17 protein-coding genes are annotated in these 15,236 nt (G+C 69.9%); 12 read left to right on the top strand and 5 right to left on the bottom strand.

Features of this window, described 5'->3' with window-relative positions; genetic code table 11:
• Positions 1–16 precede the first annotated feature (16 nt).
• The 12 genes from B1L11_RS50700 to B1L11_RS13870 all read left to right on the top strand — a co-directional run bounded on the left by B1L11_RS50700 (position 17) and on the right by B1L11_RS13870 (position 10,167).
• On the top strand, positions 17–616 hold the full coding sequence (locus B1L11_RS50700; RefSeq protein WP_256862517.1) for a M20 family metallopeptidase: 600 nt from the start codon (positions 17–19) through the stop codon (positions 614–616).
• The gene (locus B1L11_RS50705; RefSeq protein ID WP_256862518.1) at positions 502–1,104 is read left to right on the top strand and encodes a M20/M25/M40 family metallo-hydrolase; all 603 of its coding nucleotides are present in this window, start codon (positions 502–504) and stop codon (positions 1,102–1,104) included. Before B1L11_RS50700 ends, B1L11_RS50705 begins: the two co-directional genes overlap by 115 nt.
• Before the next feature lie 216 nt (positions 1,105–1,320).
• Complete coding sequence (locus B1L11_RS13830) at positions 1,321–2,502, top strand: cytochrome P450 (protein WP_079314890.1); 1,182 nt, start codon at positions 1,321–1,323, stop codon at positions 2,500–2,502.
• Between the two features lie 37 nt (positions 2,503–2,539).
• On the top strand, positions 2,540–2,701 hold the full coding sequence (locus B1L11_RS54775) for a hypothetical protein (protein WP_179155134.1): 162 nt from the start codon (positions 2,540–2,542) through the stop codon (positions 2,699–2,701).
• Positions 2,702–2,827: 126 nt separating this feature from the next.
• Positions 2,828–3,142, top strand: coding sequence for an integrase core domain-containing protein (locus B1L11_RS54780; RefSeq protein WP_079314845.1), 315 nt, complete (start codon positions 2,828–2,830; stop codon positions 3,140–3,142).
• A gap of 375 nt (positions 3,143–3,517) precedes the next feature.
• Entirely contained in the window at positions 3,518–3,787 is a 270-nt protein-coding gene (locus B1L11_RS13840) for a hypothetical protein (protein ID WP_079314846.1), read from the top strand.
• A complete protein-coding gene (locus B1L11_RS13845; RefSeq protein ID WP_079314847.1) occupies positions 3,780–4,211 on the top strand; it encodes a hypothetical protein in 432 nt (143 codons plus the stop codon). Before B1L11_RS13840 ends, B1L11_RS13845 begins: the two co-directional genes overlap by 8 nt.
• A 224-nt stretch (positions 4,212–4,435) precedes the next feature.
• A complete protein-coding gene (locus B1L11_RS13850) occupies positions 4,436–4,723 on the top strand; it encodes a hypothetical protein (RefSeq protein ID WP_143737245.1) in 288 nt (95 codons plus the stop codon).
• A 350-nt stretch (positions 4,724–5,073) separates the two neighbouring features.
• Positions 5,074–5,682 carry a TetR/AcrR family transcriptional regulator gene (locus tag B1L11_RS13855; RefSeq protein WP_079314849.1) on the top strand — a complete coding sequence of 203 codons (609 nt, stop codon included), beginning with the start codon at positions 5,074–5,076 and terminating at the stop codon, positions 5,680–5,682.
• Between the two features lie 6 nt (positions 5,683–5,688).
• Positions 5,689–6,942 carry an MFS transporter gene (locus tag B1L11_RS13860; RefSeq protein WP_079314850.1) on the top strand — a complete coding sequence of 418 codons (1,254 nt, stop codon included), beginning with the start codon at positions 5,689–5,691 and terminating at the stop codon, positions 6,940–6,942.
• Between the two features lie 576 nt (positions 6,943–7,518).
• Complete coding sequence (locus B1L11_RS13865) at positions 7,519–8,643, top strand: cellulose-binding domain-containing protein (protein WP_079314851.1); 1,125 nt, start codon at positions 7,519–7,521, stop codon at positions 8,641–8,643.
• A gap of 234 nt (positions 8,644–8,877) precedes the next feature.
• Positions 8,878–10,167 carry a cellulose-binding domain-containing protein gene (locus B1L11_RS13870; RefSeq protein ID WP_256862519.1) on the top strand — a complete coding sequence of 430 codons (1,290 nt, stop codon included), beginning with the start codon at positions 8,878–8,880 and terminating at the stop codon, positions 10,165–10,167.
• Positions 10,168–10,225: 58 nt separating this feature from the next.
• Here B1L11_RS13870 and B1L11_RS13875 read toward each other — a convergent pair whose 3' ends face one another.
• The 5 genes from B1L11_RS13875 to B1L11_RS13895 are packed head-to-tail and all read right to left on the bottom strand — an operon-like array spanning position 10,226 to position 15,223.
• Complete coding sequence (locus B1L11_RS13875; protein WP_079314853.1) at positions 10,226–11,113, bottom strand: N-acetylglucosamine kinase; 888 nt, start codon at positions 11,111–11,113, stop codon at positions 10,226–10,228.
• Complete coding sequence (locus B1L11_RS13880) at positions 11,110–12,111, bottom strand: SIS domain-containing protein (protein ID WP_079314854.1); 1,002 nt, start codon at positions 12,109–12,111, stop codon at positions 11,110–11,112. Before B1L11_RS13880 ends, B1L11_RS13875 begins: the two co-directional genes overlap by 4 nt.
• Positions 12,112–12,135: 24 nt before the next feature.
• A complete protein-coding gene (locus tag B1L11_RS13885) occupies positions 12,136–12,981 on the bottom strand; it encodes a carbohydrate ABC transporter permease (protein ID WP_204049487.1) in 846 nt (281 codons plus the stop codon).
• Positions 12,978–13,925, bottom strand: a complete 948-nt coding sequence (locus tag B1L11_RS13890; protein ID WP_218671096.1) for a carbohydrate ABC transporter permease — start codon at positions 13,923–13,925, stop codon at positions 12,978–12,980. Before B1L11_RS13890 ends, B1L11_RS13885 begins: the two co-directional genes overlap by 4 nt.
• A gap of 2 nt (positions 13,926–13,927) precedes the next feature.
• On the bottom strand, positions 13,928–15,223 hold the full coding sequence (locus B1L11_RS13895; RefSeq protein WP_143737246.1) for a sugar ABC transporter substrate-binding protein: 1,296 nt from the start codon (positions 15,221–15,223) through the stop codon (positions 13,928–13,930).
• Positions 15,224–15,236: the final 13 nt, after the last annotated feature.

A 15,236-nucleotide genomic window follows, 5' to 3' on the forward strand; every position in this document is an offset into this window, starting at 1 on the left:
GAGGGAAGGAGTCCGCGTGAACGAGGCGGTCGAACTGGCACGCGAGCTGATCAGGATCGACTCGGTGGGCGGGGGCGAGGCCGCGGTGGCCGGCCCGCTCGCGAGACGGCTGTCGGACGCCGGTTTCGCGGTGCGCGCGCACGAGCACGCGCCCGGCCGCACCGGGCTGGTCGCCCGCTGGGGGACGGGCGAGCCGGTGACGCTGACCGGGCACCTCGACACGGTGCCGCTGGGCGGGCAGGCGTGGCGGCACGCGCCGCACGGCGCGGAGATCGACGGCGACCGCCTGTACGGGCGTGGTTCGAGCGACATGAAGGCCGGCGTCGCCGCGCTGGTGATCGCCGCCGAGCGGCACGTGCGCCGCACCGGGCCGAAGGTCGCCCTGGAGATGGTCTTCACCGTGGGCGAGGAGACCGGCTGCGAGGGCGCGGCCGGCATGGTGGCCGAGGGCCTGGTGGGCCGGTCGCGCGCCCTGCTGGTGGCCGAGCGACCGCCAACCGGGTGCTGCTCGGGCACAAGGGCGCGCTCTGGCTGGAGGCCACCACGCGAGGCACGACGGCGCACGGTTCGATGCCGCATCTGGGCGACAACGCGATCTACAAGCTCGCCCGCGTGATCGGCGCCGTCGAGACGTTCGACACCGGGGTGCCGGACCACCCCTGGCTCGGCCCGTCCACGGTGAACGTGGGAACGGTGCGCGGCGGGATCAACGTGAACTCCGTGCCCGACCTGGCCGCCGCGACCATCGACCTGCGCACCGTCGCCGGCCAGGACCACGGACGGCTCCGCGAGCGGTTGCAGGCCGTGCTCGGTGACGAGGCGACCCTCGACGTGCTCGTGGACCTGCCCGCGATCTGGACGGACCCGGACGACCCCTTCGTACGGGCCCTGGTCGAGGCGGGGGCGGGCGCGCCCGGCGACCGGCCGGCGGCCAGCTACTTCACCGACGCCTCGGTTCTCGCCGCCGCCTGCGGCGGTGCGCCCACGGTCATCTGCGGCCCGGGTGAGCCCGAGCAGGCGCACGTCACCGACGAGTACTGCCTGGTCCACCGGATCGAGGAGGCCGTCGAGATCTACACCGCCGCCCTCGGGCGGTTCGCCTGACCAGGTGACGGCCGGACGCATCGGACGCCGCCGCCTGGCCGGGCCTGACGCCGCACGGATCCGTCGTCGTCGAGAGCGGCATCCCGCGGTCCGGCCGCGTACGTCACCGCCAGAGTCGCCCCACAACCGTCCACGGCGGGCATTGGACGGTTATCGTCGGATTGTGGCAAGGCGATCATCAGACTGCCGGTGACCCGAGGAGGTCGCGTGCGCGACATGTCCCCGCCCCTGCACATGCGACGGGACGGATTCCATCCCGCCCCCGAGCTCTCCGCACTGCGGAACGACGAGGGGGTCTCCCGGATCCGCACCGTGTTCGGCACCGACGCCTGGCTGGTCACCAGGTTCGAGGATGTCCGTACGGTGCTGAGCCATCCCGAGCTGTACAGCAACGCGCTCGTGCCTCCGCTCCGGCCGCCCGGCGCCCCGCCGCCCAGCGCGGAGGAGGTCGCCGAGATGCGCGCCGGCAACCTGCTCGGCTCCGACCCGCCCGAGCACACCCGGCTGCGCCGGATGCTCACGCCCCAGTTCACCGTCCGCCGGATGCGCCGGCTGGAGCCCAGAGTCCAGCAGATCGTCGACGACCATCTGGACGCCATGGAGCGCGGCGGACCGCCCGCCGATCTGGTGACGGATTTCGCCCTCCCGGTTCCCTCCCTGGTGATCTGCGAACTGCTGGGCGTGCCGTACGCCGACCGGGCCGGCTTCCAGGACACGTCCAAGCGGATCCTGGACGTGTCCCTGTCTCCGGACGAACGCGCGGCCGCGGCGTCGGAGGCCCGGGCGTACATCGCAGGCCTGATCAAGACGATCCGGAAGGATCCCGGTGAGGACCTGCTCGGGATGCTCGTACGCGACCACGGCGATGAGTTGAGCGACGCCGAACTCTCCGGCATCGGCAGCCTGCTGCTGCTCGCCGGGCACGAGACCACGGCCAACATGCTGTCTTTGGGCACACTCGCCCTGCTGCGGCACCCCGGCCAGCTCACGCTGCTGCGCGACGAGCCGGACCGCGTGGACGCCGCCATCGAGGAACTGCTGCGGTGGCTGAGCATCGTGCATTCCGGCACGGTCAAGATGACCACGACCGAGGTCCGGCTGGGTGGTCGGACCCTCGGCCCCGGCGAGACCGTGATCTGCTCCCTTCCCGCCGCCAACCGCGACCCGGGGCTGGTCTCGAACCCGGACGACCTGGACATCCGCCGCGATGTCATCGGGCACGTCGCATTCGGACACGGCATCCATCACTGTCTCGGCGCTCCCCTGGCCCGCATGGAGATGCGGATCGCGTTCCCCGCCCTGCTGCGCCGGTTCCCGGGCCTGCGGCCGGCGGGCGAGCCCCTGTTCCGCTCCTTCACCGTCGTGCACGGCCTGACCACGATGCCGGTCACCTGGTAGGCGTCCCGCCCAGGTAGTCGCCTTCATCGGCACCCGCGTGGCCCGGTGCACCGTGGCCCGGCTGATGAAGCGCCTGGGGTTGCACGGTGCGGTCCGCGGCGACCACAAGCGGCCCACCACGATCGCCGAAGCCCTCACCGAGCGGCCCGCCGATCTGGTCAAGCGCGACTTCACCGTCTCCGCCCCGAACCGGCTGTGAGTCGCCGACCTGACCTACATCCCACCGCGTCGGGGTTCGTCTACCCGGCGCTGGTTATCAACGCGTACTCGCGCATGATCGTCGGCTGGCGTCTAGCCGATCACCTGCGTACTGGACGCCCTGGAGATGGCCATCTGGCGACGCGGCGACGACTACACCGAACGCCTCGCCGACGCCGGCGCGGTCTGCTCGGTCGGCTCCCGTGGGGACAGGTACGACAACGCCCTAGCCGAAAGCATCATCGGGCTGTACAAGACCGACCTGATCCACCGGCGCCGGCCCTGGAACGGCCTGGACGACGTCGAGATCGCCACCATGGAATGGGTCGACTGGTACAACAACCGCCGACTCCACAGCGCCTGCAACGACCCCCCACCAGCCGAATTCGAGACCCGCTACCCAACACAGATCGACCCGGATATCCTCACCCCAGCCAGCTAACCCGGCCTCCACGAAACTCGGCGCGGTTCAGGATGCCCGGGCCGTGGGCGATGGCGGGACCCAAGGCTCGTCGGAGTTTCCTCCTGCTTGCAGGTAGCGCGCCGCCTGGCTGCAGCGCCGTCAAAGCCGCCAGCCGTAGATGACGGAGGTGAACGCGCGGTTCTCCTCGTAGTTCGGACCGGGCCGCCGCGGCAAGGCCATCCCGATGTCCGCCGCCAGGCGACTGGGACCTGTTCATCGACTGGATCCTCGCCGACCGGTACACGCGCGACACACCGGCGCACGCTCAGGCTCCGTCCCTCCGCCTGCCTTACGCGGCCAACCTCATGGTCGTTGCCATGCAGCACTCGAAAGAGCCTGAGTATGATTCCGGGTATGAGCGGAGACCGGAAGGCGCGGATAACCATCACCGTGGACCCCGACGTCCTCGAATATGCCGAGCATCTCGTCGCCACCGGCAAGGCCACCAGCGTGGCCGCCGTCTTCAACGACGCCATCGCGGAAAAGCGCATCACTGACCAGCGTGCACTTGCCCTGCTGCGCGAACGCGCCCGGCAGGCCGACCCGGCGCGGGTGGCTCGCATGATGCGACACGTCAACCGCCAGCTCGCCGAACACGGGTTCCCGGCGGCACCAGGTGAGTGATTTCACTGCCACTCCGTACATCCTCGACACCAGCGTTCTCGCCGACGTCGCCCGCGGAGACGCCGACCTGATCGGCCTCCTGCAGGACTTCGACCGGGCAAGGCAACCGCTCATCGTCCCCGCGCTGGCCGCCGCCGGGGCGCTCCTCGACGGCCGCGGCACGCCGGACGCCCAGGCACTGCTCGCCGGCCTGGCCGCGTTCGAGCACGCTATTGTCGCCCCGCTGGACGGCATCGCCCAATCCGCCAAGCTTGTCGACACGATGTCCATCACCGGGCTCGACATCTATGACGCCCACGCCGCCGCCATCGCGGACGTGTCGGTCTGCCCGATCCTCACCCTGGACAGCGACAAATGGCAGCAGCCGTCCCACGCTCTGGACAGCCCCCTGCACGTCATCGAGATCGCCGACCCCGACGAATAGCAGCCGACCTGCTCGGCTACCTATTGCACGACCGCGCCCGATCGTACGACTCCCGCCGCCCAGGAGAGTCGTAAGCATGGTTTATGCATATCTTGCTTTGCTGAACGCCTCGTGTTCAGCGACGCTGAAGGTCTCCACGGGGAACCCACCGGTCTTTCGCTTCTGATCGACAGTGCGTGGGGCCACCTGCGGTGGCGGTATCTGAGCCAGGCGACCAGCGTGCTGTGCACGAACTCCGTCAGATGCTGCCGGTGTCCGCCGATCGTGAGGCGCCGGCGGGCCGGGTCGATCTCGTCGAGGGTGAGCTCGCGGATCGCCTTGGCGCGGGCGGCGTAGACGGCGGCCAGGGCGATGACCAGCCGCTGGCCTGGTGTCGCCGCGACGTGCTTGACCGCGGTGATCTGTTCGTCGGTCATCGACAGGAACGCGCGCCGTGGTGCTTGTCCGGCGCTGAGCCGGCGGGTCGGGTCGGCGAAGATCAGGCGGCGGCGTTTGGCGAACTGGAACAGTGACCGTAGCGAGGTGAAGGTGCCGGCCAGCAGGTGCCCCGGTCAGAGCGTGCAACACGGCGGACACGTCGTCCTCGGTGACCTCGCGGAGGCGGGCGCGGGTGGGGGCCCAGGCGAGCAGATGCGGTCGGACGCGCCCGAAGTAGGCATACAGCGTCGCGTGTGACCGTGGCCGGGCGCGCTCGTCGCCCTCCAGCAGGACAAGCAGCCAGGCGCGGACCTCCTCCCGATAGCCCGCCGGGAGCGCGAGCACAGTTGCGTAGTGAGTACTCACTACATACCATTGCGGTGTGAGTTCAGATGAGGCATCGCGGAAACGGGCGCCACGGCGCAGTGTCGAGGAACGGCGAGCGATGGTGGTTCAGGCAGCCATCCCGCTGCTGGTGGAGATCGGGCCATCCGTGACGACGCTGCAGATCGCGCGCGCCGCAGGGATCAGTGAGCCGACGATCTTCCGAGCGTTCACGGACAAGAACGAATTGCTGGCGGCCTGCCTTGCCCACGTCTCCGATCCGGGCCACGTCGTGCAGGCGTTGGAGGCGATCGAGCCGACGACGCCCCTGCCGGAGCGTCTGGTCGCGGTCATCGAGACCATTCGCGCACAAGGAGAGCGGACCGGGGCGGTCGCGAACGCGGTACGCCTGGCCGGGGCGGCCCGGCCACGAAGCCACGAGTCCATGTCGGAGGAGGAACGGGACCGGCTGTCTGAGAGTCGGAACTCCTCCTACGCCAGCCTGCACGCCGCAGTTGCCGCCGTCTTCGAACCCGACGCGGACGCGTTGCGCCTGCCGGTCGAGGACGTGGCCACGCTCGTGCTGGCCGTCGTGATGGCCCTGGGCCGAGGCGGCAGCTGGGACACCGGGATCGCAAGCATCACCACCGACGGGCTGGCCGACCTCATCCTCCACGGCATCACAACACACCACCCGCCGTCCGCCGCCGCCCCCTCACCGGGGGACTAGCGCATCATGATCACTGCTGTCCGAGTGCCCGCCATCGCCCGGGATCGACATTTCCTCGCCCTATGGACAGCGCACAGCGTCTCGACCCTCGGCGACGCCCTGACCACACTGACCCTGATCCTGCTGATCACCGAACGGACCCACTCGGTCGCTGCCGTCGGCGGGCTAACCGTCATCATCGCCGTGCCCAGCATCGTGATCGGCCTGGTCTCCGGGGTCTATGTCGACCGTCACAACCGCCGCCGGACCATGATCGTCGCCGACGCCTCCCGAGCGGTCCTGCTGGCCGCCCTCGCGATACTCACTCTCGCATCACCCGCCCTGCCCGCGCTCTATCTCATCGCATTACTCCAAGCGAGCGTGGGCACCTTCTTCAACCCCGCACGCGCCGGCCTGATGCAGATGATCGTGCCCGCCGACGAGCAGGTGCGCGCCAACTCGCTCATCCAGACCACCACGGTGATCGACGAACTGGTCGGCACGACCCTCGCCGGCGTCCTGGTGGCCAGTTCGCACACCTACTGGATCGCCTTCACGATCGACGCGGCGACCTTCGCGCTGTCGGGCGTCCTCATCGCGACGATCCGAGGCATCCACAGCCCGCCTCCCGAACAGCGACAGACGACCTGGACAGCGATCGTCGACGGTATGCGCGCCGTCCGCTCCTCGCCCGCTCTCCGCGCGCTACTCCTGGTGTTTGGTGCACTCACCTTCGCGCTCAGCCCGATGGCCGTGCTGCTTGCCCCCTACATCGTCGACACCCTGCACCTCTCCACCGGATGGATCGGTGTGATCCAAGCCGGCGACACCGCAGGCAACATCGTCGGCGGAACACTCGCCGCTGTAACCGCCAGACACCTCAAGCCGCGCGGCCTGATCATCGCAGGAATGATGACGCTCGCGGCCTTGATCGCGTCGCTGACATGGGCTACCACAGTGGCCGCCCTCCTTATCGCCTACGTCGTGTTCGGCCTGCTCACCGTCACGATCCAAACGGGGATCGGGGCCCTGACCCAGACAGAGGTGGACAACGCTCTGATGGGCCGGTTCATCGGGCTGATGTCGATCACCCCTGGCGCCATATCCGTGCTCGCCATGACCTTCGTCGGTTCACTGGGTGCCGCAGTGGGCATACGGACCGTCTTCCTCATCAGCGGCGGCAGTCTCGCCTTGGGCACAACCCTGGCCTGGCGTCAATTCCACCGCGCCACCCGGCAGGGCGCACAGCCACGGGCTCGAGAACGGCGACCCCTGACGTGACCGGACGCCGGACACTGGATGAGCCCCAACCGCGTCGCGCGTCGATCCACAGGTCTTGGCAATTTCTCATGGTGGCCAGCTACATCAATCATCAGACGGCTCTGGCCGGACACGTTGAGCAGGAATCCCGGCAGCAGCCGGAGGTCCCTGCTCACCTTGACCGACACCCCTCTCCTGCCGAACTGTCATATAGGCGAGCCGAGCGCTTACGGCGGCCATGAATCATCGCCGAACCGATCCATTGGGCGCTCGGTTGGCGCGTCGTCCCCGGCGGGGCTCGTCCCCTGACACGTGGTCGCTTGAATCCGGTATTCGCAGCGCCGAAAACTTTTCGGACCTGTGGAAATTCCGGGCGCCCTGTCTGAAACTTTCCATGCGCGGGCCGCGTTTTTCCACGTTCTCCGCGAATCTCGGCGCGAGCCATTGACAGCGCCGTTTGCATTCATCACCGTACGCGGTTGTTAGCGTTCACAACTTCGTGGTCCGCGCGCCCGGGAGCGCATTCCTGGATGTTTCCGGGCGGTCGCGGTCGAACCGCGAAGTCGTGAACAACGGCGTCCGCAATGGAGGCATCAGATGCAGCAACGGCGATTACGCGCAGTCCTGACCCCCCTGGCCCTGGCCGCCTGCCTGACCGGCGCCGCCGCGGGGACCACGGTCGCGGCACACGCCGCCTCGGCCGCCTGCCAGGTCACCTACACCGTCGGTTCGCAGTGGAACGGCGGGTTCAGCGCCAACGTCGCGATCACGAACCTCGGTGATCCGGTCTCGGCCTGGACCCTGCGCTGGACCTTCGGCGCGGGGCAGACCGTCGGGCAGGCGTGGAACGCGAACGTGACACAGAGCGGCAGTGCCGTGACCGCCGCCAACGTGGGCTGGAACGGCTCCCTGGCGACGGGCGCGAGCACCTCGTTCGGGTTCAACGGCAGCTGGAACAACACCAGCAACCCGGTGCCTGCCGGGTTCACGCTCAACGGCGTCGCCTGCACGGGCGGGACGACCGCCTCCCCCAGCGCGAGCCCGTCGGCGTCGCCTTCCAAGTCACCGTCTCCGTCGGCGTCACCCTCCAGGCCACCGTCGCCGTCGCCGTCCGCGTCGCCGTCCCCCGCCACTCCCCCGGCGCGTACGGTGCGGGTCTTCTGGCTCAAGCCCTCCGACGTGGCGTACGACCAGCGATACCCGGACGGCATGGCCAAGGTCCTCCAGGAGGCGCAGCGCTTTTTCAAGCAGGAGCTGGGCAAGACGTTCACGCTGAACAGCCCGGTCGCCGAGGTCGTCAACGGCGACCAGCCGCGCAGCTGGTACGAGAACACCCCCAAGTGCGGTGACAAGTACTGGTGGGCGGTGTGCAACATGCAGGAGGAACTACGCCGCAAGTTCGGCCTCGGCGCGCCCGACAGCCGGTGGATCAACGTCGGCGAGGTCAGCGCCGAAGGCGACGGCGCGGGTGGCGGCGGCGGCAACGGATGGGTGATCCTCAGCGGCCACGACGCCGACGGCGCGGCCGGCCTCAACGGCCCGATGAACCGGTGGTACGGCGGCATTGTGCACGAACTGGGCCACGCGTTCGGCCTTCCCGACGCCACGTCCACCGACGGAACGTGCATGTCGGCGTCCCTCTACGACTACCCGAACTGTCACTTCAGTCAGGCGCAGAAGAACGCCATTCTCAACGGCCCGTACGGAAGCTTCCTCTCCTGAGGCTCCCAGCGGGCGGCGCGACCGGCGGTCGCGCCGCCCGCGACGGCGTTCGATTAGCGGCACCGGCCGCGTTTCCTTTCGGGAGGCCGAAACAAAATCCGGTCCCTGTGGAAAATGAAATTTACAACACGGGTTCCACGTTTTCCCGGCTTCTGTGGTCGCGCTCTTTCCAGGAATCCCGTGCGATGCCTATTGTTGCGTGCCCCTTTCCCCTCGACCAAAAAGGACATGGTGATGCGACCGACTCGGCTCTTCCTGGGGATGGTGTCCGTCCTCGTCCTGGGCACCACGCTCGCGTTCGGAACGGCGCCCCCCGCCGGGGCCGCCGTCGCCTGCACGGTGACGTACGGCACCAACGACTGGGCGGCGGGCTCCGGCGGGGGCGGCTTCACCGCCTCCGTCACCATCCAGAACCTGGGCGACCCGGTGAACGGCTGGACGCTCGGCTTCACCTTCCCGAGCAGTGGTCAGAAGGTGACCGAGGGCTGGTCGGCGACCTGGTCGCAGAGCGGGCAGAACGTCACCGCCAAGAGCCTGGACTGGAACGCCGCCCTGGCCAGGGGCTCGTCGGTGAGCCTCGGCTTCAACGGCACGTGGTCGGGGAGCAATCCGAAGCCGTCGGCGTTCACCCTCAACGGCGCGGCCTGCACCGGCGTCGCGCAGTCCCCCACCCCCAGCGGCACGCCCAGCCCGTCCGTCACGCCGAGCCGCACCCCCTCGCCGTCCCCGTCACCCACGCCGACCCGCTCGCCCAGCCCCTCACCCACGCCGAGTCCGGGCGGGAACGCCTGGAATCCGCCGGCCAACCTCGTCACCCCGCTCAACGAGGTGTGGCGGCACGAGGAGACGACGTACACCGACCTCTACGGGTTCAAGAACTACATCTGGGACCAGATCATGGCGGGCCGCGGGAGCATCAACTACTGCGTCCGGTGGGACTCCTCCGCCACCGTGTCGGCCTCCCTGCGCGACCGCATCCAGGCGAGCCTCGCCCGCTCGTTCAACAAGTGGATCGACCAGCTCGAAGGCTGGAACGGCTGGCCGTATCCGGACGTGAACGTGAAGGTCGTCGGCTGGGCCGTACGGGACCGGAGCCAGTTGCAGTGGACCGACAACTCGGTCGACGTCTACGTGGGTGACATCAACGAGGGCGCGCCGCAGTGCAGCCCGCCCTGCGGCCGGTTCTTCCACCAGAACGGCGACTACTCCGGCTGCCCGGGCGGCGCGGCGCACCACTACGACATGTCCCTGTGGCTCACCGCGGGCATGACCGGCGGCGCGGGCGGCGACTGGGGCCAGCGGATCGGCAGCGAGTATTACGTGGGCGCGCTCGACAGCGAGAACATCCACATCCTCCTGCACGAGATAGGCCACGGGTTCGGGCTCGACGACTTCTACGACTGGACGCCGACCGGCGTGTGCTGCTTCATCATGAACGCCGGCTCCGCGACGCAGATCACCGAGTTCGACAAGTGGATGCTGCGCGACTGGTGGCGCCACCTCAAGAGCCGCTACGGCTACTGACGCCGTCCGATTGCCGAGGGACGGAAGCGGCCCTCCCGTCCCTCGGGCCGGGGGCCGGTCAGGCCCGTGGGGTGGCGAGGAGTTCCCGAGCCAGCCGCACCGCGCCGTCCACCGGGTCGGCATCGAGCAGCATGAGGGGGAGATCCGGGTGGCTCTTGCCCAGCGCGTCGGCCAGGGCGGTGAACAGCCGGGGTTGCGTGGTGAGCACCCCACCCGCCGCGACCACCGCCGTGGCGGACGCCCCACGGGAGACCAGCGTCTCGACCAGCTTCGCCAGCGCCCGTCCCCCCTCCTCGATGACCTGCAGCGCGACGCCCGACCCCTCCTGCGCCGCCCGGAAGACGACGGGAGCGTGACGGCCCCACTCCTCCGCACTGGGCGAGCGGGTCAGCGCGTGCGACAGCCCCGGCACCTCGTCGGTGTGGAAGGCCGCGAGCAGGCCCCGCGCCAGCTCGTCCGGCGGGAGGCCGGCGTCGTGCCGCAGGCAGGTGGCGCGCACGGCCTCGCGGACGAGCCCGGCGGCCGATCCCTCGTCGCCGAGCGCCCATCCCCAGCCCCCGGCGAGAAGCGGCTCGCCGTCGGGACCCGTGCCCGCGGCGACCGATCCCGTGCCGGCGATCACGCCGATCGCCCCCGGGACGCCGGCCGCGTACGGCAGGAGGTGGGCGTCGTTGACCACCCGCACCGGGACCGCGAGCCGCGCGCTCAGCAGGTCGCGCAACCTCCGGCACAGGGACGCGCTGTCGCATCCGTGCGCGCCCACGCCCAGGGCGTCGAACGGCACTCCCCACTCGCGCAGGTCCGACACCAGCCATTCGGCCAGGTCGTCCATGTCCGAGCCCAGGTCGCTGGGCACGATGCGGTCCGCGACGTGGCCCTCCTCCCCGGCCGCACGCCAGTGGGTCTTCGTCCCGCCCACGTCGACGCCGACGGCGATGCGGCTCATGCGGTCTCCGCGGCGAGGGTGTCCACCTTCGTGTCGTCCATCGAGAACAGGAACTCGCCCACCGGAACGTTCCGCGCGGCGGCCACCTTGACGACGAGCCGCTGGAGCACGGCGTTCTCGACGATCGCGCGGGCCACCGGGGCGAGGCGCGGGATCTCCACGTGCGGGACCTGCGCCGCGCACGGGCCCACGTAGAGAACCCGGTGGCCGGCCTCGGCCAGTTGCAGGGCCAGCGCCGCCTCGCGCTCGTCCCCGACGACGATGTGCGCGGTGCGGCCGGCCGACTCCATCGGCCCGTGGAGATACTGCCGGGTCTCGTACGCGGTGGCGGGAAGCCGGCAGGCCTCGCGCAGCATCAGCGCGCCCTCCTCGGCGGCGGTCAGCGACGCCCCGGCTCCGACGACGTCGGCGGCGACGCTCCCCGCGACGTCCTCGACGAGGGCGTCCACGGTGTCCTCGGCCCGCCCGGCGGTCTCGTCCAGGTGGTCCGCCAGCGACCGCCAGACGTCGGCCGGCCCGCCGAGCGCCCACGTGTCGGCCAGCATCCCGAGCGCGGCGAGCGTGACGGTGAAACCGGAGGTGGACACCTTGGAATCGGGGACCGTCCCGCAGCTCAGCACGGTGCCCGCCAGTTCGGCCAGCGGAGACTCGGCGATGTTGACGACGGCCAGCCGCCGCGCCGCCTCCACCTCCCGGAGGGCGTCGATCGTCTCCGCGCTGCGTCCCGACTGGGACACCCCCGCCACCAGGTCGACGTCGGCGGCCGGGACGGACGCCGGGATCTCCCCGTATCCGGCCCTGCTCGCCCAGATGCCGTACGCGCGCAGTTGGTGCACGCAGGCCGCGAGCGCGGCGTGGCTGGCGCCCATGGCCACGAACAGCGGGCGGCGCGGCGCGGGCCAGGAGCCGGTGAGCTGCTCGCGCAGGGTGCGCACCGCGGAGGCCAGCGCCTCGGGCTGCCGGTCGAGCGCGTCGGACATGGAGATGTCGTGGGACATCGAACCTTCTCTCACAAGCGAGGGTTACTTGACGGCACCCGCGGCCAGTCCGCGGGTGATGTGCTTCTGGAAGATGAGCGCGATGAGCACCGGCGGCACGGCGGCGAGCAGGCCGCCCGCGGCCATCAGGCCGAAGTCGAGGCTGTAGCGGCCGGTGAACTCGGCCAGCGCCACGGGAACCGTCTTCGACGCCGGGGACGAGGTGAAGATGAGCGCGTAGAAGAACTCGTCCCACGCCATGAGGAACGCCAGGAGCCCGGCCGAGATCAGGCCCGGACGCGCCACCGGCAGCACCACCCGGATCAGCGCGCCGACCCGGCCGCACCCGTCGATGCGGGCGGCCTCCTCGAGTTCCGCCGGCAGGGCCCGGAAGTAGCCGGACAGCAGCCACAGGACGAAGGGCGTGGTGAAGGAGCAGTAGACCACGACGAGCGAGGTCCGCGTGTCGAGCAGGCCGAGCGCGGCGCCGGTCATGTACATGGGCACCACGAGGGCCAGCGGCGGCATCATGTACGTCAACATGAAGACGAACAGCACCAGCCTGCGCCCGGGGAACCGCAGCCGCGCGAACGCGTAGGCGCCGAGCACGCCGGTCACCAGGCTCACCGCGACGCTGCACCCGGCGACGACCAGCGAGTTGACCAGGGCCACCCGGAAGTCGCCGGCGACCCCGCCCGCCGCCTGGGTGAAGATCGCCGCGTAGCGGTCCAGCGTGGGCGAGTCCGGCCACAGGTCGGGCGGCTTGCCGAGCAGGCCGGCCTGCGGCGACACGCTGGCGAGCAGCAGCAGGGCGAACGGCCCGAGGACGACGACGGCCAGCAGCGCGCCGCACAGGTACATCGCGGGGCGGTAGAAGCGAGAGGGTCTCACGCCGTTCCCCCCGAGTCGGTACGGAGCATGCGCAGATACACCAGCGACAGCACGAAGATGAACAGCACGGTGAGGTAGGCGGCCGCGGAGCCGAGGCTGAACTCCTGGTTGGAGAACGCCTGCAGGTAGGTGTAGAAGGCGATCGTGGTGGTCCCGGAGTCGGGGCCGCCCCTGGTCATGATGTAGATGATGTCGAAGACCTTGAACGCCTCGATGGTGCGCAGCACCAGGACGACCGCGATGGCCGGTTTGAGCATCGGGATCGTGATGGACAGGAACCGGCGCACCGCCCCTGCGCCGTCCATGGCCGCCGCCTCGTAGACGTCGTCGCCGATGGTCTGCATCGAGGCGAGCAGCAGGATCGCCACCAGGGGCGTGGTCTTCCAGGCGTCGACCAGCGCGACCACGAACAGCGCCTGCGTCGGGCCGCCGATCCAGTCCTTGTAGGAGTCGAGCAGGCCGAGGTGCATGAGGAGGCCGTTGAGCGCGCCGTACTCGGGGTGGAGGATCCACCGCCACATGTTGGCGCTGACGATGGTGGGCAGCGCCCAGGCCAGGACCACCAGGCTGCGGAAGAACCACTGACCGCGGATGCGCTGGTTGAGGAACTGCGCGAGCAGCAGGCCGACCACGAGTTCCACCGCCGTGGAGAAGACGGTGAACACCGCGGTGCGCCACACCGTGGCCCAGAACTCCGAGTTGGACAGCAGCGCCGTGTAGTTCGACAGCCCGGAGAACGTGAACTCGGTCTGCAGCGCCGAGGTGGCGTCGACGAGGCTGAGCACCAGCGTGCGGCCCATGGGATACAGGACGACGCCGAACACGACGATCATCGCCGGGGCCAGCAGCGCCAGGGCGAGCGGCCACTGGCGTTCGACCTTCCCCCGTCCGGGCCCGGCCGCCGGCGGCGCCGTGGCCGTGGGGCGCCGCGCTGTGAGGGACACGGTCAGCCCCCGATGATGTGGTCGACCTTGGCCGCGGCGTCGGACAGCGCCTGGGCCGCGGGTGTGCCGCCGACCAGGCAGGACTGCAGCCCGGCCTGGATCTCCTGGCTCACCGCGTTGTACTGCACGACCTGGGGGCGCTCGATCAGCGAGCCGTACTGGGCCTTGTCGGCCGCCACCAGCGGCGCCTGCGCCCCGCCCGTGAGCTTCGGGTCCTCGTAGGCGCTGTCCCACACCGGCAGCGACCTCTCGACGTACTGGAGCTGGTTCTCCTTCCCGCACAGGAAGGCGACGAGCTGCCACGCGGCGTCGGGGTGCTTGGAAGTCGCGGTGACCGACAGGCCCATCGACCCGTCGACCGCCGGGCCCTGACCGCCCGGCCCCTTGGGGCTGACCGCGGGCTTCAGCTCTCCGACGATCTTCGACTGCTTCGGGTCGTTGGACTCGCTGTACATGTAGTCCCAGTTCAGCGCGATCGCCGCGTCGCCCTGGACCACGACCTTCTTGACGTCGTCCTCCAGGAGCTTGGTCGAGGAGGGCGCGCTGAGCCCCTCGTCGAGCGTGCGCTTCATCCACTCCAGCGCCTGCAGCCCGCCCCCCTGGTGGAAGGCCGCCTTGCCCGCGTCGTCGAGGAAGCGGCCGCCGAACGCGCCGAGAAGCTGCGCGTAGTCGCAGATCATCGCCTCGGCGTGCGCCCAGCTCCAGACCAGCGGATGCTCGACGACCTTCTTGGCCTTCAGCGTCCTGGCGGCCTCGAGCACGCCGTCCCAGGTCGCCATGGCCGACTCGTCGACCCCGGCGTCCTTCAGCATGCGGGTGTTGTAGAAGAAGAGCTTCCCGCCCGGGATCCACGGCATCCCGTACTTGCGGTCCTTGTACGTGATGGAGCCGAGCGTGCCGGGCAGGATGTCGTCCAGCCAGGCCTGCTGGTAGCGGTCGGTGACGTCGAGCAGCATGTTCTTGCTGGCCAGCTCCGCCGGCCAGATGCAGTCGATCAGCACGACGTCGTACGTGCCGGCCGGCGCCGAGATGACGATCTTGTCGTGCAGGGCCTCGTACGCGACGAAGGTCGGCTGGACCGTGATGTCCGGGTGGGCCTTCCGGAACGCCGCGAGCATGCCGCGGATGTCGTCTTCGCTGTAGCTGGCCTGCTTCATGAACAGGGCGTTCAGCGTGACGGGGCCCGAGGAGCCGCCGCTGCCGCGGGAAGGTCCGGACACGGCGCAACCGGGCAGGACCGCGGCCGCGCCGAGGACCAGCGGCAGGCTCAGGAGCCTCCGGCGTGAGATCGAGTGCATAACCAGCCTCCAG

The organism is Microbispora sp. GKU 823 (assembly GCF_002027145.1).
GTDB classification, from domain to species: domain Bacteria; phylum Actinomycetota; class Actinomycetes; order Streptosporangiales; family Streptosporangiaceae; genus Microbispora; species Microbispora siamensis.

What these genes read in the sequence shown, in the direction of transcription:
- B1L11_RS13830 (WP_079314890.1), top strand. Translation starts at nt 1,321, where the DNA reads ATGTCCCCGCCCCTGCACATGCGACGGGACGGATTCCATCCCGCCCCC.
- B1L11_RS54780 (WP_079314845.1), top strand. Translation starts at nt 2,828, where the DNA reads ATGGCCATCTGGCGACGCGGCGACGACTACACCGAACGCCTCGCCGAC.
- B1L11_RS13840 (WP_079314846.1), top strand. Translation starts at nt 3,518, where the DNA reads ATGAGCGGAGACCGGAAGGCGCGGATAACCATCACCGTGGACCCCGAC.
- B1L11_RS13855 (WP_079314849.1), top strand. Translation starts at nt 5,074, where the DNA reads ATGGTGGTTCAGGCAGCCATCCCGCTGCTGGTGGAGATCGGGCCATCC.
- B1L11_RS13860 (WP_079314850.1), top strand. Translation starts at nt 5,689, where the DNA reads ATGATCACTGCTGTCCGAGTGCCCGCCATCGCCCGGGATCGACATTTC.
- B1L11_RS13865 (WP_079314851.1), top strand. Translation starts at nt 7,519, where the DNA reads ATGCAGCAACGGCGATTACGCGCAGTCCTGACCCCCCTGGCCCTGGCC.
- B1L11_RS13870 (WP_256862519.1), top strand. Translation starts at nt 8,878, where the DNA reads ATGCGACCGACTCGGCTCTTCCTGGGGATGGTGTCCGTCCTCGTCCTG.
- B1L11_RS13875 (WP_079314853.1), bottom strand. Translation starts at nt 11,113, where the DNA reads ATGAGCCGCATCGCCGTCGGCGTCGACGTGGGCGGGACGAAGACCCAC.
- B1L11_RS13880 (WP_079314854.1), bottom strand. Translation starts at nt 12,111, where the DNA reads ATGTCCCACGACATCTCCATGTCCGACGCGCTCGACCGGCAGCCCGAG.
- B1L11_RS13895 (WP_143737246.1), bottom strand. Translation starts at nt 15,223, where the DNA reads ATGCACTCGATCTCACGCCGGAGGCTCCTGAGCCTGCCGCTGGTCCTC.